This window comes from Rossellomorea sp. ABR4_004, from assembly GCF_056159585.1.
Map to the genome: position 1 here is coordinate 223,722 of NZ_JBSWVM010000001.1, position 20,365 is coordinate 244,086.

Sequence of the window (20,365 nt, forward strand, 5' to 3'; positions counted from 1 at the left end):
CTTATTCTTTTAATTTGTATACATTTAAATATCTGAATTTTTAGAATGCATACGCTTACTACATTTTACATTGGGTTTTTATGGATTTCAATGAGAACATTTACTCTAATTGGTCCTGTAAACCAAATAAAAAGACAGATTCAATAATAGAATCTGCCTTAAAGTTAAACGACGTATATACTATCCTCATCTGTGGGATCTACCGCTTGGGGTATGTCTACTGTGGTTCTTAGTATGGTTTTGTTTGCATCCGTTGTTTTGGGATGATCTGAAGATGTAGGAAACGTGAAAGAGATCCTCTTTTCTTCACCCGCACCGATTGTACCGATCTTATCAAGAATAATCGTGTCTAAATCTTTTTCATGATAGGAAAAGTCACTATCTTTTTTATCCTCTTCATATTTTTCAAGGAGCAATAAACGAATTTCATTTATAGGCTGATCGGCCATACCACCGATCAAAACCACTTCACCTTCAATTAAATCTCCAGGAGAAATATTCGTTTTGTGCACGATTGTATCTACTTTCACATGTCCTATTCCTATACTCGACAAAAACTGTTTAAACATATTTCAGCCACCTTTCCTATACCTAATTGTCTTTACCCTATCATATACCCCTCTTATTCATCTATTCCTACATATTCTGCGGATTTTCCGCAAACAATATGAGAGAAACATTGGAAAGGAGTGAATAAAATGAAAAAAATGGTAGTATCTATCTTAGCTGTATTCTTAATTACTTTGAGTGTCGGTACATTTGCAGCAGCAGAAGGTGAACCTCAAACGCCAAAGGTAAACCTTACTGAAGAACAAAAAACGGAGCTTGCCAAATTGCATGAAGAAATGTATTCAACAAAAAAAGAACTTGTGAACAAATATGTAGAATATGGCGTCTTCTCAAAAGAACAGGGCGATAACGTACTTAAGATGATGGAAGCTAAATATCAAAAACTGAAAGAAAATGACTACATGATGAGATGGCACCCACATTCACACCATGGAAAAAAACTAGATCAAAAAGAGTAAGCGGAAGGGCTTTATTGCCCTTCGCTACTTAAATGATCAGAATATCTCCTCCAGTCATTAAGAAAGATTCCTCAAAATTTCAGACACCTTATTTATTTCTTCCAATGAAACATCATAATGAGTGGTAAAACGCACAAGAGTTGAGCCAAAGGTCACTGCCAGAATCCCCTTTTCTTTTAACTCATCAATGAATTCCTCTGCTGTGATCCCCCTTCCCTTTACATCTGCAACGACAATATTCGTATCAACTTGATTGATCACTTCAATACCCTTACATGCTTGAAGAGTTTCTTTAAGTATGATTGCTTTCTCATGATCTTCCACTAATCGTTCTCTCATAGTTGTTAATGCAACCAACCCTGGAGCAGCAACCATACCTACCTGTCTTAATCCCCCGCCTAATCGCTTTCTCCACTTTCGGGCACGATTAATGAATGTATGATCACCTGCAATGATAGACCCTATAGGGGCACCCAGCCCTTTTGATAAGCATATTTGCACCGTATCACAATGATCAGTGAACTCCCTTATATCTCTTCCACTAGCATATACTGCATTGAAGAGCCGTGCTCCATCGATGTGCACTGGAATGGAATGTTTTTTCCCGATTTTATAGATGGCCTTCATATTCTCTGGAGACACAATTGCTCCACCTGCACGATTATGTGTATTCTCCAAACAAATGAGCCCTGTTTCTGGAAAATGCTGATCTTCAGTACGTATTGCCGCTTCTACTTCAATCGGATCCATCTCTCCATTTATCCCATGGATCGTACGTGTTTGAACACCTGCCAGTGCGGCAACCGCTCCTGATTCATAGTAGAAAATATGAGAATTCGCTTCTAATAGAATTTCATTCCCTGGACGTGTGTGTGTTAAAACAGCAACCTGGTTACCTTGCGTACCACTTGTTACAAATAGGGCTGCTTCTTTACCAAGTAAAGATGCCGCTTCTCTCTCAAGCTTTATGACTGTAGGATCTTCTCCATACACATCATCCCCTACTTCAGCCTCAGACGCAGCCCTTCTCATTTCTTCTGTTGGTTTTGTTACTGTATCACTTCTTAAATCGATCAAAATGAAATACCTCCTCTTAAACCTTTAACTACTTTCATTATAACAAAGAAAGGCAGTTGACGATTCAACCTTCAGATGAATAAAAGACCATACAAAATACCCAGAAAAAAATATAATTATAGGAATATTCAAAACATTCATCTGTTAGGTATGTTACTATTTTAATAATCAATTACCTGAACGAAATGAGTAAATTAAGCCAGTTAGAGGAGAAGGATCATATGACAATCGGTTCTAAAATCCGTTTTCACAGACTAAAACGAAATTTGACACAAGAAGATTTATCAAAAGGGATTATTTCCGTATCATATCTTTCCAAACTGGAAAACAATCAAGTTACTCCGTCAAATGACATAATTAATTTACTCTGTGACCGATTAGGTGTGAATAATCTTCTTGATACGACTGACCATTTGAACAATTTACTTGAGAAATGGAACCATGCCCTACTGTGGAATAAAACAGAGGACGCTAAGTCGATCAATGAGGTCGTTAAGAAGGACCTTGATCAGACGGATGATCTCATTCCACATTTATTCTATAAAATCCTTTGCTTCCGTGTTCAATTAATTAAAGGGAACCTTCATAACGCGTTGGAACACATGAAACAAATCCAATCCAATTATAAAGAATTGACCGATACACTAAAATTCTATTATCACAAATACAAAGGTAACTACTTTTATTTGATTAAAGAGTACGATAAAGCCAAAGGAGAACTGAAAGAAGCTGAAACCTGCTATGTCCTTGGAAATGTGATCAATGAAGAGGAAAGAGCAGATTTATATTATTTATTCAGCCTGGTCTTGACCCGTTTAAGTAGGTACCGATTAGCAATATTCTATGGAGAGAAGTCACTCTCTATATTCCAGGGGGTCTACTTCCAGAAAAGATGCGCTGAGGTGCATTTGATTTTAGGAATTTGCTACCGGCGTATACGTTATAGCGAAGAAGCGATCAAGCATTATGAGTGGGCCAATTTTATTTCACAATCCATAGACTATACATCTTTAAATTCAAAGGTAGAGCAAAACCTGGGATATTTAAAATCTTTTTTGAACAAGAGCGATGAAGCCATTCAGCATTATTTGCGAAGTATTGAATTGAAAGGCTCAGACGAAGAAGGAAAGCTTTACTCTATTCTCTCTCTGGTCAAGGAATATTATAAAAAGAACCAATTTTCCGAGGTGCGTTTCTGGTTACCTAAAGGATTACACCTTTGCTCTAACGAAAAGTTCCCGGATAAATTTTATCAATTATCTTATTATCAGTTTGCATTAAATGATTTTCCACAAGGTTTTGAGGCGTTTATGAAGGAGTACGCACTCCCCTTCTTTAAAAAAAGCGGTTCCCTTCTATTATATGCTGAGTATTCTAAATTCCTTGGCCAATATTACCAAGGGGTTAGAAAATATAAATATGCAGCATTTCATCTAAATGAAGCTAATCTCATTTATGAAGAAATGTTAACTGTATAGGAGGTGAAAGGATGAAAAAGGTGAAAAAATTATTACTAATCACAAGCCTGACTGCTATGGCACTCTCTGGAGTTGTCGTAATCAACTCCAATGAAGAAGAATTCCCACCATACTCAGGAAAATTATAAAAACAAAGCAATCAGGACTGGCCTTTTTAGGACCGGTCCTTTTCAATTGCTCCTCTCATTTGTAATCCTCCATATGTGAACAAGTGCCAATCGCATATAAAGAAAGTTCACATCCTTTATGTGTTCCTCTATCGATTGATTGAAATTTGTAATTATTCAATGAAATTTCCTGAATAAAGAGATATAGTTAGTATTGAATACATATTAAGGGGGATTTTAGATGAATATTGCATTTGAAAGTAATTTAGAAAGATACGCAGATCTAATCGTACAGGTTGGACTAAACCTGCAAAAGGATCAGGAACTTCTGATTTCTGCACCTATTACATCGTATAAATTTGTTCGACTTGTTACTAAGAAGGCATATGAAGCTGGTGTATTAAATGTACTAACCGACTTCTACGATGAAGAGTTAAAGAAAATCCGCTTGGACAATTCTTCTGAGGAAGGACTGAAAGCGTTTCCTGATTGGAAGGCAAAAGGATTTATTGAAATGGCGGAAAATAATGTAGCGCTGTTAAATTTAGCTGCACCAAATCCTTCACTTTTAAGAGCTTCAGATCCAAAAAGGGTTGCTATTTTGAACAGAGCTTCCGCGGAAGCAATGAAAGATTTTTCTGCTTATATCGGCGGCGGCAAGATTAGCTGGTTAATAGCAGCATTCCCTACAGTTGAATGGGCTCAAACTGTTTTTCCAGAACTCCCTCAGGACGAAGCAATCGATAAACTATGGGAAAACATCTTTTATACAACCCGGACGGATCAAGAGAACACGGTTGCACTATGGGAATCTCATATTAGTAATCTGAATAAGAACGCGGACCGTTTAAATAAAAGCAAATACAAAAAGCTTCATTATAAAGGACCTGGAACAGATCTTTCTATCGAATTCCACCCACAAACGAAATGGATCAGTGCCCAGTTCACAAATGATCAAGGAATTCCATTTGTTCCGAACCTCCCAACGGAAGAGGTGTTTACAATCCCAGTCAAACAAGGGGTGAATGGGACTGTCACGAGTACGAAGCCACTTAACTATAGCGGAACATTAATCAAGGACTTTTCACTGACATTTAAAGAAGGTAAAGTGGTAGAGTTTTCTGCTGAGGAAGGATATGAAACCTTGAAAAATTTGCTGGAAACAGATGAAGGGGCCTCCTACTTAGGAGAAGTGGCATTGGTTCCTCATAACTCCCCTATTTCTAATACAAACATTATCTTTAACAACACACTTTTTGATGAAAATGCTTCTTGTCATATAGCGCTGGGTAGAGCATTATCAGTGTGTGTGGAGGAAGGCAAAAATATGACGGCGGAACAATTACGGAAAGTAGGTTTTAACGAAAGCATGATTCATGTAGATTTCATGATAGGATCGGCTCAGTTAGACATTGACGGCGAAAAGGCAGATGGGACGATTGAACCTATCTTCAAAGCCGGTGATTGGGTTTAATATTTGATTTAGAAGGAAGAATAATGGTGCAGGCTTAAATAATTTATTTAAGCCTTTTTTTATTGAGATTTTCGTTAACAAGTTGTTTTCTCTATATTACGCTTTTGGAGAAAAGGATTACTAATATATATCCCCCATCATTGGTAAAAGTTACATGTAATATGACAAACAAATTTCTTTTTTAACATATTCAATACTTCACGAATCCTTTACAATAGAAGTATACCTTTTTTAAAGGAGCGATTTCCTTGTCGATCAATCACAAACATTCGTTTTTATGGAGTGGCATCATTATCTCTTTCTTCACTTTATATATAATATTTCGCACCACAAATGTACAATCCAGTGAAAAACCCTTAACCGTCGAAGAGAGATATCCCACTGTCTTTGTCCACGGGTACAAAGGTACATACAATTCTTTCAGAACGATGCTGGAACGTTTTGAAAACCAGCATGGCTGGGGTCAAAAAACGTTGGAGATTTATGTGTCTGAGAATGGGAGTGTGGTGTATAAAGGATCTCTTCCCACAAATCCCACTTCACCTCCACTCGTTCAAGTCATTTTTGAAGATAATCGAGCATCATTGGAGAAACAGGCGATTTGGTTAGAGAATGCCATGAAGCTCTTACATCATCAGTTTGACGTTTCAAATGTAAATATTGTGGGCCACTCCATGGGCGGCCTTGCGTCAACAAAATATATATTAAATACCAGAGATAGCTCGTTTGTCCCCCGGACCCATAAGTTTATTACGATTGCCACTCCTTTTCTTGGTGTTACCAAGGATTCTTATGATCAAATCAATACAGGCGCAGCTGTTATAGACTTAAAACCTGAATCACGTGCATTGAAAAAATTGTTTTTGAATCGTCATTTAATCCCTTCCGATATAAACGTATTATCCATAGCAGGATCGGGTGATGATGTGGTGAATGTTCAAAGTGCTATAGGCAGCCAATCACTATTTGAAAAGAACCAATATCAATCCAGGATCGTGTATGATCCTTCCATTTCTCATAGCGGCCTACATGAAACGATAAAAGTAGACCGTCTTGTAGGAGATCACTTATGGGGTAAATGATCTGCTTCCCTATCCAGATAGTTTTATATCTGAATAGGGAAGTTTTTTAATGTACAGTTGCGTAAACTTCCTTTACGTTCTATACTACACAAGACTAAACCTCAAGGTTAGGATGAGTAGAATGACAAAAGAAAGAATCATTAAAGCAAACCCTAAATACATACAACAATTCCAAAAAGGATTCCCCCTTCTTAATAAAGAAAATGTGACAACATCGATTGAGAATATTCAAGAAGGAGAAGTTCTCAAACTTGTAGACACTAACAATGGCTTTATCGCCAAAGGCTATTCGGGATTACAGAACAAAGGAATCGGATGGCTACTGAGTTGGAAAGAACAGGAAGTAATTGATAAAGACTTTATCTTTAAAAAGCTTCAAGCTGCCATCAATCAACGTCTTCACTTCTTTTATAGTGAAGATACGACAGCATTTCGAATGTTTAATGGTGAAGGAGACGGATTTGGAGGCATCACCATTGACTACTTCGATGGATACTACCTCGTTCAATGGTATTCAAAAGGTGCCTATGCCTTTAAGGAAGAAGTTATGCAAGGGTTAAGAGAATTAACAGATTATAAAGGCATTTATCAGAAAAAGCGATTTGCACAGGAAGGAAAATATGTAGAAGAAGATGATTTCGTTGAAGGAACCCGCCCTTCATTCCCTCTTCTCGTCAAGGAAAATGGCGTTCAATTTGCCATCTATTTAAATGATGGCGCAATGGTAGGGGTTTTCCTTGACCAACGTGAAGTGCGTAAACGAATTCGTGACGCATACTCTGAAGGAAAACGTGTATTGAATACGTTCTCTTACACAGGAGCATTTTCTGTTTTCGCTGCACTCGGTGGTGCACTGGAAACAACCAGCGTTGATCTCGCTAATCGCAGTTTAAGTAAAACGATTGAACAATTCAGTATTAATGGGATTGATTACGAAGCACAAAACATCATTGTGGAAGATGTCTTTAAATACTTTAAATATGCCGTAAAAAAAGAACTCTCCTTTGATCTCGTGATTCTCGATCCGCCAAGCTTTGCCCGTTCAAAGAAACATACATTCAGTGCAGCTAAGGATTATAAAGATTTGTTAAAAGAAGCGATTGCCATCACTGAAAAAAAGGGTACCATTGTGGCATCCACTAATTGCAGCACCTTCAATATGAAGAAATTCAAAAGTTTTATTGAAACAGCCTTTAAAGAAACCAATGAAAAATATAAAATACTCGAAGAATATACACTGCCGGAAGACTTTAAAACCCTCAGCCAATACAAACAAAGTGATTACCTAAAAGTCGCCTTTATTCAAAAACTATAATGGATAGGGACGGACCATATAGGTCCGTCCCTCCTCCTATCTTTATTTAGAGAAAAGGTGGTAGAATTTCAATTAGTGCGTTTAGGTTTATTGTTTCTGCAGATGACAGAATAATCTGTCATTATTTCCTCGGAAACCGCATAAACCGACATATCGGTTGAACTTATTGGAGAAAAAGATCGAATAAGGAGGTCTATTGATGAAAAAAGCTATTTTTCTTGATCGCGATGGAGTAATTAATGAGGTGAAAACAGAAAGAGTGACATTTGTTAATCGCCCCGATCAATTTTATTTCCTGGAGGGAGTCCTTGAAGCTATTAAATTATTGACTGATTCCGATTTTCAAGTTTTTGTCGTTACCAACCAGGGTGGAGTTGGGTTAGGATATCTATCTCATGAACAACTTCAATCCATTCACGATCATATGTTACGGGAAATTGAAAAGGCCGGGGGGTTCATCCAAGAGGTATCCTGTTGTACTCACAAGCCGCACGAGGGTTGTGGGTGCAGAAAACCTGAAGCAGGGATGCTCTTGGACCTGGCAAAAAAGCATGATATTGATATTGCCCAATCGTATATGGTAGGTGATCGAGAGGTAGATATTGAAGCCGGTCGCAAAGCGGGATGCACTACTGTCTTACTTTCAGACAGCCCTTCTCATCTATATGACGCCGATCACATGTTTACTAACTTAATGGATGCTGCTGAGTTTATCCTCACTAATAAATAAGTGTCAAAGGTGCCCCAAACGGAACACCTTTTTTTATCTCATTTTTGATTATTACGTCCTATCGTGAAGCATTCGATACTTCCATTCAAACTTACATAGGGACGTCCGGAAGATCCCGTTTTATCGTTTTCAAAATAGGGAATTCTATGGTAAAGTACTATGGGACTAATGAGAACGGGAGGTATTCGATGAACCAGCAGGAATTATTACAAATTATACGAGATCACTATCCCTTTGATGTTCTGACCACTGAACAGCTAGATTACATTATTTCCGGTTCTAAATACACCACCTTTAAAAAGGGTGAGTTCCTTTTTCATGAAGATGAAACGGTAGAAGAACTTGATATATACTTCCTTGTCTCAGGACTTGCGAAGAATGTTCTCCATCGCTCGAGCGGCAAACAGTATTCACTCCGATTCTATTATCCTGGAGACTTAATCGGGATTATGATTATGCTTACAAGCGGTGAAATGACATTTTCCGTACAGGCAATAGAGGATTGTACTGTGTTCCGCATTCGAAAGGATCGATTATTGGAGATAATGACCAAGAACAATGACTTTTCAAAGATCATCTTCGAAAGCATCGGAAATCGTATGAAAACATTGTACGATGAAATAAAAGCGAAATCTGCCAATGAATCCGACGACGAAAATATCAACCTGTTTCGAACTAAAGTACATATGTTAATGGATCGCCCCACCTTCATTGACGAAAGTGCCACTGTTCTTGTCGCAGCCAGAAAGATGAAAGAAGAAGATACATATGGTCTAGTGGTAGTAGATCAAGACAAAAAAATGAAAGGCATTCTTACCCAACGTGAAATCCTGTCTTATATTACAAACCCGATAATTAGTGAATCAGTAAAAGACTGGATGAAGAAAAAACCGTTTTGGATCCGTGATGAATCCTTTGCCTATGAAGCTCTTTCTTATTTCAAACATGAAGAAGTGGATTTTGTACCAATCATTCGCAATGATGAAGTCGTTGGAGTTCTGACCAGTACATCATTTCTCAATATACAGGATTCAAATTATTTGGACCTCTCATATAAAATCCAAAAAGCCGTTTCGAACGACGAACTTGTAGAGCTGGCAACTGTTAAAAGTAATACGTTTCAACAGTTCATTCAAGATCTACTCCTTCAAGATAGTTTTGGCTACGATATTTGCGAAGTGATCTCAAACTATAATGACCGTCTTCACCGAAAAATCATTCAATTAACCGAAAAAGAAATGCGTCAGGAAGGCTTCGGTTCTGCGCCTATCAATTATTGTTTTATCGTTATGGGCAGTCAAGGCAGGAGTGAGCAAGGCTTTCATACGGATCAGGATAATGGAATCATACTCGATGATTATAATCACTTATCGGATCTCAAGAAGGTTGATCAGTATTTCCAGGCATTTACTGAAAAACTCAATCTAAAGCTTGCAGCATGCGGTTTTCCAGAATGTACTGGTGGAATCATGGCAAAGGAACAGAAATGGAAACGATCCTATACCGATTGGAAAAAGGCGATTGATGAATGGCTTTACGAAATAGATGCACAGGAAGTTCAAAACATTACGATGTTTTATGATTTCCGCCCCATTTATGGTGATTACTCTATCGCAGAGGAAATTCGAAATTATTTAGCGGAAAAATCGAAACGGTCTCTCAACATGCAACAATTATTAAGAAAAGATGCCCTTCGTTTCAAACTTCCTGTAGGCCCTTTAGGACGAGTCAACCTGAAACCCAGGAATCATTTGTTTAACATCAAAAAGTCGGGGCTTTTGCAAATCGTCAATATGATTCGCATTCATTCGGTAAAATACGGAATTAAAGAAGTCAACACTATAAAGAGGGTTCAAGCATTGAAAAAGATGCAGGCATTCCATCCAAGGGATGCTGAAAATGTAAAAACAGCTATGCATATTCTCCTCACTCTCCGTACAAAGCAAAACCTTCTTGAACTTATAGGAGGAAAACCATTAAGTAATGATATTGATGTACGTACTCTTTCAAAAGAAGATCGTCAGAAATTAAAAGAATCCATCCAGATTGCTAATCGACTTCAACAAGTGATGGAAATTAGTTTTAATAGGAACCGGGTGGTTTAATGAATGATATTGGAATTAATGTGGGTTATCGCATTCTGAAATATTATTTATGGCAGCAATTTTTCTTTCGCTTTCAAGTGAAACGGGAAAAAGAAAAGCTTTCCTATCATAAATTATCTCGTGCCCTAAAAGAGTTTGAAGAAGAAAAACCCACGCTACAACAAAAACATTTATTCGACTGTGACTTTACCATATTCGACCTTGAGACAACGGGCTTTTTTCCAGAGGTAGGGGATGAAATCATCTCGATTGGAGCGGTTAAAGTTAAGGAAGGTAAAGTGCAACGGAGAGATACATTCTATCAGGTCATCAATCCCCTTCAAACGGTGTCGAGGGATACGAAGCGATTTACAGGTCTGAGACGAAAAGACTTTCTGAATGGTGTTACGTTACCTATCGGATTGGAGCGATTTATTGAGTTCAGTAAAGGAACGATCTTGGTTGCTCACCCAGCTAGTTTCGACATAAATTTTCTCCAAAAACGGATTTATAAATGGCAGCTCCCTTCATTTGATCCTGAATATGTCGACTCCTTTTCGCTTGCCAATGGATTATTGGAACGGGACGATTGCTACCTGGACGCCCTTGTAAAAAGGTTTGACATCGGCTACAGGACACGGCATCATGCTCTGAATGACGCGATCATGACCGCCGAAATCTTTGAAGAGCTATTAAAAATCTGTTATCAGCAAGAGGTTCACACGATAAAGGGATTGAATGAGTTTATACTGGAGGAGACAAGCTCGGGCTTTTAATCTGAACTCTTCCCTCCTGATAACTGATTAACGAGAAAAAACGCTTAAGGAAATTTCCTCAAGCGTTTTTCTATGTTGATTATCGGATTTGTCCAGTTCCATGCATCATATACTTAACGGTTGTTAACGCTGGAAGCCCCATTGGTCCTCTGGCATGAAGTTTCTGTGTAGAGATTCCAATTTCAGCACCGAATCCCAACGCTCCTCCATCAGTGAAACGAGTGGAAGCATTATGATAGAGAGCGGCAGCATCAACGAGCATCATGAATTTCTTCGCTGTTACTGTGTTTTCAGTGACAATCGCTTCTGAATGCTTTGTACCATATTGTTCGATGTGATCGACTGCTTCATCCAAAGAAGGTACAATCTTCACGGCAATATCCAGACTTAAATATTCATTTGCCCAATCTTCTTCTCCGGCAGGCTTCGCATCTTCAATCGCTTCGACAACTTTTTCATCTCCGTGAATGGATACATTGTGCTCCTTAAGCTTTTCTACAAATGCACTCTTATTTTCTTTAAACCAGTCTTCATGCAAGATGACGGTTTCAGCTGCATTACATACCGCTGGACGGTCTGTTTTTGCATTGATGATGATGTTTAATGCTTTTTCCACTTGAGCTTCTTTGTCAATATAGATATGACAATTTCCTACTCCAGTCTCAAGGACAGGTACAGTTGCATTATTAACGACAGCATTGATCAATGCACCTCCACCGCGGGGGATCAGCACATCAATATGCTCTTTCATCGTAAATAGCTCACTTGTTGCTTCTCGATCGGTTGTATTAATGAATTGTACTGCATCCTTAGGAATATCCGTTTTCTCAAGTGCTTCATGCATGACGTCCACAATTGCTTTGTTCGAAGTAATGGCATTTGAACCACCTTTAAGGACAATGGCATTACCGGATTTTAGAGCTAATCCGGTTGCATCAACCGTTACATTTGGGCGTGCTTCATAAATCATTCCAATTACCCCGAGTGGGACCGTTACTTTTTGAACTTGCAGTTGATTTTCAAGAGTCCAATCGGATACTATTTTTCCAGTGGGATCTTCCAGGTCAGCTACCTGACGGAGACCACTGGCGAAATCTTCAACACGTTCTTTTGAAAGTGATAAGCGATCCATAAATGCAGCTTCGAAGCCCTTTTCTTTCCCTCTTTCAAGGTCTTTTTCATTTTGCTTTAGTATAGATTCGTAATTCGCCTCTAAATGATCGGCAAGGATATGAAGGGCTTTATTTTTTTGGTCGGTAGTCAGCATACTTAGTGTTTTTGAAGCTTTCTTTGCAAGCATCGCTTGTTTTTTTACATCCTTTTTTTCTATAGTTAAAGTCATCAAATACCTCCTGTTTTTTTTGAAAGAGATTCCATCGGATTGTGCAGGGTAAGAAGGAGACAAACTCCTTCTTTTATACTCCTACTGGAATGGGTAAATCAACATGACATACTAGTTGGTCAATTTCGACTGCGATTTGATCCGCTTTGATATTTGTAGGATTTTTCAGTTGTCCTGAACGGAAATTGACCATTCCCAAACCAATTTCTTCATTTCGATTATCAAGGATTCGCACGACTGCACCTTTATTAAATCGGCCTTTTACAGTATAAATATCATCAATTGTTAAACTTTCTTTTTGTTCCAGAATACGTTCTTTCGCATTTGAGTCGATGGTGATTTCACCTTCGGGACCTGAGTTGAACGCAATCCACTGCTTTTTGGAATCAAGGTTTACGGAATCTTCTGCAGATTCAAAGTACGTCCCTTTTGCTGTATGTTGGACAGCATCGTAAATAACATTTGAGTTTCCTGATTTACCTAGAAACGCAGGAATTCCGGAAGCCATCGTGATCTTAAATGCATCGATTTTGGATCTCATTCCACCAGTTCCTACAGAACTTCCAGGCTCTCCTGCCATGTCTTCGATATCTTCTGTAATTTCCGTAACGCTTTCCAGCAGTTCAGCATCTGGATTTTTACGTGGATCAGAATCGTATAGTCCGTCAATGTCAGATAGAATGATGAGTTGATCAGCATCTACTAATGCCGCAACTTTGGCAGAAAGGGTATCGTTGTCTCCGAATTTCAATCGGTCAATCGTTACTGTATCATTTTCATTGACAATTGGGATGATCCCTCTTTCGAGCAGGACATTGATTGTATTTCTTGCATTGTTATATCGATCTTCATCCGAAAAATCACTACGAGTGATCAAAATTTGTGAAGCAACGTATCCGTTGGAAATTAACAAATCAGAATACGCTTCAATCAATAGACCTTGACCAATAGCTGCTGCTGCCTGCTTCTCCGGAAGAGAGCTTGGACGTGTTAAACATCCTAATTTACGATATCCGGCAGCGACTGCACCTGATGAAACAAGCAATACTTCATGGCCATCATCCTTTAAACGGACGACTTCATCAACAAGACGTTCCAGTTTTCTACGACTCATTTCTCCATGCAGGCTTGTTAATGAACTACTTCCAATCTTGATAACGATACGTTTCTTCTGATTATTTTGGGACATTCAATCACTCCTAGTAAAAAGGTCCGTCCCTCGCCCCTCTTTATGTGTGTAGGGACGGACTTGTATTTCTTGTTTGGTTGGTAATTGTTATTTGAGGTGTTTACGATTCGATGTTGTTTAGCTAGTTACTAATTGTTTGGACTGTAAGGATGAGCTTATTTCTTTCGATCGTTTTTCTGCTCCCTTGACAGCTTCTGAGATAGCCTTACCTCCGCCGAACTCTGCTAGCGCATCCAGTCCTGCAGCTGTAGTACCATTTGGGGATGTTACATTCTCTCTTAGTTGAGTTGGTGATTCTTCACGCTCAAGCATCATTTTGGCTGCACCGAAAATGGTTTGAGCTCCGATTTTACGTGCTAATTCAGGATCTAATCCGGCTTCGGCACCTGTCTTTTCAATGTGCTCCATTAAATAGTAAAAGTATGCCGGGCCACTGCCTGCAATGCCAGTGAAAATATCCATCTGACTTTCTTCAATCACGAACACTTCACCAATGCTCGATAATAACTCTTTTGCATTTTCCATGTCCTCTCTTGAAGTAAAGCGACCTGCACTTATGGCTGTAGCAGATTCTTTCAACATACTTGACGTATTTGGCATAACTCGGATAACAGGCTGACCTGCAGGTAATTGCTCTTCCATATGAGAAGTAGTGATTCCTGCCAGCACCGACATAATCACTGTATCGTTTCTTACTAAGTGATTAATTGAATCTAATGCTTTATCAATATCCTTCGGTTTCATTGCGAGAATAAGAATATCTATCTCATTAAAGGGTAGATCATCTTTTGTTAAAGCCGTTACATCGTATTTCGCTTTCATTTCCTGAAGTCTTCCTTGATTGCTTCGGTTAGAAACAATAATTTGTTCTGATGGGATCTTTCCGCTTTGTACAGTTCCTGAAATCATTGCTTCCGCCATGTTTCCTGCACCTAGAAAAGCAACCGTTTTATGTTTTAACAATCATATCCACTCCTCTTCCTACATTATTTTTCGGGTTTTTAATCGTACATTCATTGTTTAAGTTTAATATTAAATATGAAGAATTGTTTGTTGTTAAATTTCCTTGTTAATGTGTCTAAAAACCTTTGTTGTCGTGTGTTTGTTCACAACGTTTATAATCGTAACATGCTGGTATATGATATCAAGGGCAATAAAGGAAGTAGTTAGGAATTAGCCGAAATACGAAGTGGAAGCGTTATCATTACCATTTATGTTAGTCAGATTCCTTCTAAAGGCTATATATTGGCTCAGAGAGCGTATAATCAGAATTTTTACTTTTGCTTTACTGCTTGAATGACAGTCGATTTTTCCAACACATACTGTCAGATCAGTTCTTATCGCTGTATTCATTCCTACTTCTCAATCGTCAAAAAAAGCCCGTAAAGCATCTTCAGCTTTACGGGCTTAATAAATTCATTCAGTTGTAGCTTCGTCTGAGCTCTTACCATTAAGAAAATCTTTCAGAGCTTGTATATTTTCTTCAAAATTAATGTCAAGTACCGATCCTACACCGCTATAGCTGCCAAAACCATACGACCCTTCAACTGGAATGGTGAGCTTATCCATATCACTGCTATTACTCAACAGGATATCTTTAGCGATGGAAATTTGATCAAGCTTACTCATATTTGTCTGAATATAGGGTTGAATCGATCCCGCCATTTTAGGAAGCTTTGTAACTCCACCTATTGAGAGGACTTCATCTTTAAGAGCATTTATGACTTTTTGTTGTCTTTCAACCCTGCCGAAGTCTCCCTCTGCATCAGCACGGAACCTGGCATATCCCAATAATTCTTTCCCATTTAAGTTTTGAACACCCGGCTGAAGGGAAACGCCAATGTTTTCCGACATCGCCTTTTCCACATCCATTTCAATTCCATCCGGTGCCAGTACATCAACGGATTGTTCAAATCCTTTGAAGTCTACTACCATGAAATATTGAATATCGATATCAAAGTTGTGTTTGATGGTCTTTCTGAGCAATTCTGGTCCACCTAAATAAAATGCTGTATTCAGCTTATAGTTTTGGTATCCCGGTATTTCAACATATATATCCCTCATAAAGGAAACGAGTTTGGTTTCATTTGTTTTCGGATCGATCTGTGCGAGCATCATCGTATCGGTCCTGGATTTCTCCTCGCCTCTGCTGTCGACTCCCAATAGGAGTACGTTGACCTTGCCGTCCTTATCTTTCACACCATTGAATGTATACTCTTCTTGAAGCTTATCGTCTCCAGCCATTTTGTATCCACTATAAAATTGAAACCCTGCATAACCGAGTAAACTAAATATAAGTAATAATAATACCAATATCACTTTTCTTCCGCGTTTTTTCTTTTTAGACTTGCGGTCTAATCGTGAATCCATTTCTTCACCTACTTTTATGACATTCATGAATTACTGATGATAGTATGAAATAGTACTCTATTCAAATGAAATTGACAATCGAAGAATCTTGGATGAACTAACACATTTCTCCATACCATTTGAAAGTTTATTTTATCACAAATATCCATAAAAGTATTTATTTGTTCCTACCACTGGAAATCAAGTGAATGGAAGAAACCGTTCGTAAGATCTTTTACATCAAGTTCCTCCGCTTTTCTGAAAGAAATGATGAATGAAGTTGAAGGTCCGCTTGATTTGTCCAAGTCTTGGGTTGAAGCGACATCCTCTCTTCTTAAAGGCTTCCCTGATAAGAGAGAAAGTTCATGAAGAACGCCTTTAGAGCCGACTGGCATTATATCGATGATAGATGAGTGATGAACACACTTCATAAATAGAGATAGTGGAGCAATGAATGTATGTTGGTCTATCACTTCATTTCCTACCAAGGGGGTTCCGATAAGCGCATAAGCAAGATTTGAACAAGAGGTAATGGGTCTTTTCTTGTTTCTCATGCCAATACACGTAACTCCAATGGCCGATTGATTAAGACTGATATTCGATTCAGTGCTCCCTGTAATAGGAGTACCATCCATGCTCATTTCACTTAATCCTTTCTTCACACCACTGCAATACTGATCCCATACAGCATCACTTGTAAAGTTCAGTAATTGAATAGCTTTGAGCCTTGCTCCCACGGCCAAACATTCCATCACTGCTACACGGAAACAGTAATAACCCACTGTCTCAGGATCCGCAAGGACTACATCTTGTTCCTTATTTCCAATCCCTCCGCTGCAATCAGAAGCCAGTATCAGCTCTTCCTCATCTGAAATTGAAATGGATAGAACATCTCGAAACTTGGTCATGCGGTTTCCCCCCTATTCACTCTTAAATGAAGTGGAGGATACAAGAAGTGTGCTACCGTTAAATTAATGAAACTGGCTATTAATAAGGAAGGAATAATAGCATAGTAAAATGAAGGGCTAAGGATGAATATAAACGGAATCCCTGCTAGTAGTCCGTTTCCTATAAAAAACAGAATGGCTGCAAGTACCCTCTTTCCTTTCGCAAATACATATCCAAATACCCATACAAAGAAGGCCATTTCAATAGCAATGAGAACATGGAGTGGTCCTAGCGGGAATCCAACATATAAGCTTGAAAGCAAGTGACCTCCACCTGCAACGATTGCCCCCCATCTCCGATTGTAAAGGGATGCAATTAATAGTGCAGGCATACTATCTAAAGCAATTGTCCCAATTACAGCAGGTATCTTTACCATTCCACCGATCGCAGAAAAAGCCATAAACAAAGAAAGTAATAAAAGAGTCCTAAGATTACTTTTCATTTTTTTTCTGAACTTTACCTGTTGAAAATACGTTTGCGCTGCGAATATATTCAACATCTTTTACATTACAACGATAATTGATCACGCGTGCTAAGGCAAAAAAGTAGTCGGATAATCGATTGATATACTGCAATGTCACAATGGGAAAGTCCTCGTCCGTCTTTGAAAGCGAAACCATGATTCTCTCTGCTCTTCTTGTAACCGTCCTAGCTATGTGAATACTTGATGAAGCTTTCACACCTCCTGGTAAAATGAACTTCTCAAGTGAAGGCGCTTCCTTCGTAAACCTATCAATCTTCTCCTCCAACGTTTTGACGGATTGAGGTTGAAGTTTGATTTTTCTATGCTTAGAAACGTTGGATAGGTCACCTCCACAATCAAATAGTTCATGCTGAATCGTCTCAAGATCCTGTAGGACATCCTGAAAACGCTCGACATCCAGTTCTGAAACGGCTTTCCCAACAAAAGAATTCACTTCATCCAATGTACCATATGCTTCGACACGAATATCATCTTTATCTACTCTTCCACCGATTAAACTCGTTTGACCTTTATCACCTGTTCTTGTGTAAAGCTGCATACTTACCCTCTCCTTTATCCTTTTAGCGATGTAGCAAGGCCATACCAAACCAGCCATACTTGATTAGACATTTTCGCCAGATCTTGATAAACCCATCCTGTCATATCCCGCCATTCCCTGGACAGCTTTTCCATTGGGACAATTCCTTTCCCGACTTCTGAACCTATCCAGATCACTCTACGATCAGGGTCTTCTTCTTCCCACTGCTTTAAGGTTTGCATCAAAATTGTAAAAGACTTTCTGACTTCGGAATCATTATTTAAAATGGTTGATCGAATTCCATACTCAAGTCCCTCTATTACGATGACAGAGTTTGAAAAGTTGATTTCATCCAAATGAATCCTTTCTCCACTAAATACTGAAATCCAGGTTGTATCCGTTTCTTTAAGATTAAAATGGGTTTTCACCCACATGCTTTTCCCATTAAAGGAACCTCCCGTAACGAAGTACATGTTTGATTCCTCCAATCATTTTCTGTCTTCCATACCATTTCATACCCTTCTCCATGGTTGACCTTCCATTCCCAAAACGTTCTGTGAACATGTCCAGGAGATAAAGAAGTTAATAGATGTCGAATGACTCCACCATGAGTAATAACTGCGTACCGCTTCCCATTGTGCTCTTCTATCTGGGCTACGATCTGTGCCCAGGCTAAATCGACTCGTTTTCCAAATTGTTCTATCCCTTCCCCATTTGGTGGAGAAATGGATGGGTCCAATAACCATTCCTGATAAGCATCGTCACCCTTTAAGCTCTCATAGGTTTGACCTTCCCAGCATCCAAAGTGTATCTCTCTTAAAAGGGATGAAGAGATTAATGGAGCGTGAGGGAACAGAAAATGAGCGGTTTCTAAACAGCGATTAAGATCACTCGAAAAGCATCGTTCATACTCTTCAAAAAAAGCATTTTGCCTTTTAAGTAATTCGATTCCTTTTCGAGATAAACTGGAATTGGTCCAGCCAAGGTATTTCCCTTTCTCATTTTCCTCTGTTAAACCATGGCGAATACATGCAATAACCATATAGTCATCCATAAAAACAACTCCACCCCCTCTACACTGCCCCCGATTGTATCACCGGACATACCGCCAAACCATTTGATGGATCTAGAATAAACAAAGCAGAATAAAGCTAACGTCACCAGGCTGAATAAAGCATAAAGATAAAAGCAATTTAATAAGAAGCTGCCGACTCCACCCAGCACTAAACCAGAAACAATCCATATAAGGTCATAACCCGTCACATTCTTACTGAAACCATATCCCATTCCAGACGTCTGGGCAGCAGGGATAAGAATTACACTCGCCCCCATCATCATTCGACTTAAAAAGGGAATCGACACAAGAACCATACCTATCAAAATAGTGGAATGGGTTTGAAGGATGGTTTCATAAATAAATAAAAACCGTGATGAAAGCAATACCACCAGCGACAATACGCCAAAGGCACCTACCCTCGGATCTTTCATTATTTCTAATCGCTTTTCCTTATTTCTATAGGAAAAAAAGGCATCACTTGCATCCATATAACCATCTAAATGGATTCCACCCGTTAATACGATTGGCATCACCCAAATAAAGAATGATATACCTAAAGGGCTTATGTGCGTAAAAGAATTCAGAAAAACATAACCTCCTAAAAGAAACACACCTACAAATAAACCTATCAGTGGAAATGTCCGGACCATCCACTTCATTTCCCTTTTCCCTATTGAGAATTCTTTACGGATCGGCAGAATCGTAAAAAACTGCAGGTTTAGGAGAAAGCTTTTAACTAGGATCATGAGGAAACCGACCTTCCTCATACGGACTCCTCTTTTTCACAACTGGGATTCCCGCCGTCATTTCAATCGCCATACATGCTTTTTTCACCATTCTTATATGTAATGCACCGAGCCGTTTCTGGAAAGTAAGGATATCGGTTGAATCAATTGGGAGGTCAGAAACCAATTCATTGCTAACCAGGATCAGTACATCAACTTTATTTAGCAACTGTATGATAGACTGATAGATTTTCTCTTCTATATACTGACCTTTCTCCTCACTACTACCATACATTTCATTTGTTAAAAGAGTCGTGAGACAGTCCAACAGAACAACGGAGTGTTGAGGAATTTGGTTGATTATCCTTTCAATTGAATTGGGACATTCAATCGTCGACCATTCCACAGCAGACGCTTGCCGGTCCTGCTGGTGTTTCAAGATTCTTTGCTCCATCTCCCTGTCAGTGTTCACTCCACAAGCAAGATAGACCAATGGAACATTTGACTTCTTCTTCTCAATTGCCCATTTTTCAGCAAAAGAGCTTTTTCCGCTTCTAACCCCTCCGGTTATAAGATATAGGGTTCCCAAGCCGATTCCACCTC

Annotated in this window: 21 protein-coding genes; 8 read left to right on the forward strand and 13 right to left on the reverse strand. The window is 38.9% G+C overall.

Translation table 11 applies throughout. The features are described 5' to 3' along the window. Positions 1-164: 164 nt before the first annotated feature. Entirely contained in the window at positions 165-569 is a 405-nt protein-coding gene (locus ACXAF2_RS01285; RefSeq protein WP_475137020.1) for a sporulation protein, read from the reverse strand. A gap of 129 nt (positions 570-698) precedes the next feature. Between ACXAF2_RS01285 and ACXAF2_RS01290 the strand changes: the two genes are divergently transcribed. Then, complete coding sequence (locus ACXAF2_RS01290; RefSeq protein WP_475137021.1) at positions 699-1,028, forward strand: DUF2680 domain-containing protein; 330 nt, start codon at positions 699-701, stop codon at positions 1,026-1,028. Between the two features lie 57 nt (positions 1,029-1,085). On the opposite strand, the gene ltaE is transcribed toward ACXAF2_RS01290, so the two are convergent. Continuing rightward, positions 1,086-2,105, reverse strand: coding sequence for a low-specificity L-threonine aldolase (gene ltaE, locus ACXAF2_RS01295; protein ID WP_475137022.1), 1,020 nt, complete (start codon positions 2,103-2,105; stop codon positions 1,086-1,088). A 221-nt stretch (positions 2,106-2,326) separates the two neighbouring features. Here ltaE and ACXAF2_RS01300 point away from each other — a divergent pair, with 221 nt between their 5' ends. From ACXAF2_RS01300 to ACXAF2_RS01330, 7 genes are all read left to right on the forward strand, one after another. Further along, on the forward strand, positions 2,327-3,583 hold the full coding sequence (locus ACXAF2_RS01300) for a helix-turn-helix domain-containing protein (RefSeq protein ID WP_475137023.1): 1,257 nt from the start codon (positions 2,327-2,329) through the stop codon (positions 3,581-3,583). A gap of 348 nt (positions 3,584-3,931) precedes the next feature. Then, a complete protein-coding gene (locus ACXAF2_RS01305; protein WP_475137024.1) occupies positions 3,932-5,164 on the forward strand; it encodes an aminopeptidase in 1,233 nt (410 codons plus the stop codon). Positions 5,165-5,412: 248 nt separating this feature from the next. Further along, positions 5,413-6,246: an alpha/beta hydrolase gene (locus tag ACXAF2_RS01310; RefSeq protein ID WP_475137025.1), complete on the forward strand. Its 834-nt coding sequence runs from the start codon at positions 5,413-5,415 to the stop codon at positions 6,244-6,246. 121 nt (positions 6,247-6,367) lie between these two features. Further along, on the forward strand, positions 6,368-7,561 hold the full coding sequence (locus ACXAF2_RS01315) for a class I SAM-dependent rRNA methyltransferase (protein WP_475137026.1): 1,194 nt from the start codon (positions 6,368-6,370) through the stop codon (positions 7,559-7,561). A 199-nt stretch (positions 7,562-7,760) separates the two neighbouring features. Beyond that, complete coding sequence (locus ACXAF2_RS01320) at positions 7,761-8,291, forward strand: D-glycero-alpha-D-manno-heptose-1,7-bisphosphate 7-phosphatase (protein ID WP_475137027.1); 531 nt, start codon at positions 7,761-7,763, stop codon at positions 8,289-8,291. A gap of 188 nt (positions 8,292-8,479) precedes the next feature. Then, positions 8,480-10,396 (forward strand): DUF294 nucleotidyltransferase-like domain-containing protein, encoded by a 1,917-nt coding sequence (locus tag ACXAF2_RS01325; RefSeq protein WP_475137028.1) that lies wholly within the window; start codon positions 8,480-8,482, stop codon positions 10,394-10,396. Beyond that, positions 10,396-11,151, forward strand: coding sequence for a 3'-5' exonuclease (locus tag ACXAF2_RS01330; protein WP_475137029.1), 756 nt, complete (start codon positions 10,396-10,398; stop codon positions 11,149-11,151). The genes ACXAF2_RS01325 and ACXAF2_RS01330 overlap by 1 nt, the downstream gene beginning before the upstream one ends. Positions 11,152-11,230: 79 nt before the next feature. Here ACXAF2_RS01330 and ACXAF2_RS01335 read toward each other — a convergent pair whose 3' ends face one another. The 11 genes from ACXAF2_RS01335 to ACXAF2_RS01385 form a co-directional block, all read right to left on the reverse strand. After that, positions 11,231-12,493: a glutamate-5-semialdehyde dehydrogenase gene (locus tag ACXAF2_RS01335; protein WP_475137030.1), complete on the reverse strand. Its 1,263-nt coding sequence runs from the start codon at positions 12,491-12,493 to the stop codon at positions 11,231-11,233. A gap of 73 nt (positions 12,494-12,566) precedes the next feature. Beyond that, positions 12,567-13,682: a glutamate 5-kinase gene (gene proB, locus ACXAF2_RS01340; protein ID WP_475137031.1), complete on the reverse strand. Its 1,116-nt coding sequence runs from the start codon at positions 13,680-13,682 to the stop codon at positions 12,567-12,569. A 117-nt stretch (positions 13,683-13,799) separates the two neighbouring features. Next, positions 13,800-14,645: a pyrroline-5-carboxylate reductase gene (gene proC, locus ACXAF2_RS01345; RefSeq protein ID WP_475137032.1), complete on the reverse strand. Its 846-nt coding sequence runs from the start codon at positions 14,643-14,645 to the stop codon at positions 13,800-13,802. Positions 14,646-15,098: 453 nt separating this feature from the next. After that, entirely contained in the window at positions 15,099-16,052 is a 954-nt protein-coding gene (locus tag ACXAF2_RS01350) for an LCP family protein (protein WP_427596978.1), read from the reverse strand. 167 nt (positions 16,053-16,219) lie between these two features. Then, positions 16,220-16,939 (reverse strand): ATP-binding protein, encoded by a 720-nt coding sequence (locus ACXAF2_RS01355; protein WP_475137033.1) that lies wholly within the window; start codon positions 16,937-16,939, stop codon positions 16,220-16,222. After that, positions 16,936-17,421, reverse strand: a complete 486-nt coding sequence (locus ACXAF2_RS01360) for an ECF transporter S component (RefSeq protein ID WP_475137034.1) — start codon at positions 17,419-17,421, stop codon at positions 16,936-16,938. Before ACXAF2_RS01360 ends, ACXAF2_RS01355 begins: the two co-directional genes overlap by 4 nt. Beyond that, a complete protein-coding gene (locus ACXAF2_RS01365) occupies positions 17,411-18,001 on the reverse strand; it encodes a cob(I)yrinic acid a,c-diamide adenosyltransferase (protein ID WP_475137035.1) in 591 nt (196 codons plus the stop codon). Before ACXAF2_RS01365 ends, ACXAF2_RS01360 begins: the two co-directional genes overlap by 11 nt. Before the next feature lie 14 nt (positions 18,002-18,015). Next, positions 18,016-18,453: a bifunctional adenosylcobinamide kinase/adenosylcobinamide-phosphate guanylyltransferase gene (locus ACXAF2_RS01370; protein WP_475137036.1), complete on the reverse strand. Its 438-nt coding sequence runs from the start codon at positions 18,451-18,453 to the stop codon at positions 18,016-18,018. Next, positions 18,405-19,034 carry a histidine phosphatase family protein gene (locus tag ACXAF2_RS01375; RefSeq protein WP_475137037.1) on the reverse strand — a complete coding sequence of 210 codons (630 nt, stop codon included), beginning with the start codon at positions 19,032-19,034 and terminating at the stop codon, positions 18,405-18,407. Before ACXAF2_RS01375 ends, ACXAF2_RS01370 begins: the two co-directional genes overlap by 49 nt. After that, positions 18,992-19,783, reverse strand: a complete 792-nt coding sequence (locus ACXAF2_RS01380) for an adenosylcobinamide-GDP ribazoletransferase (protein ID WP_475137038.1) — start codon at positions 19,781-19,783, stop codon at positions 18,992-18,994. The genes ACXAF2_RS01375 and ACXAF2_RS01380 overlap by 43 nt, the downstream gene beginning before the upstream one ends. After that, complete coding sequence (locus ACXAF2_RS01385; RefSeq protein WP_475137039.1) at positions 19,770-20,351, reverse strand: bifunctional adenosylcobinamide kinase/adenosylcobinamide-phosphate guanylyltransferase; 582 nt, start codon at positions 20,349-20,351, stop codon at positions 19,770-19,772. The genes ACXAF2_RS01380 and ACXAF2_RS01385 overlap by 14 nt, the downstream gene beginning before the upstream one ends. Positions 20,352-20,365: the final 14 nt, after the last annotated feature.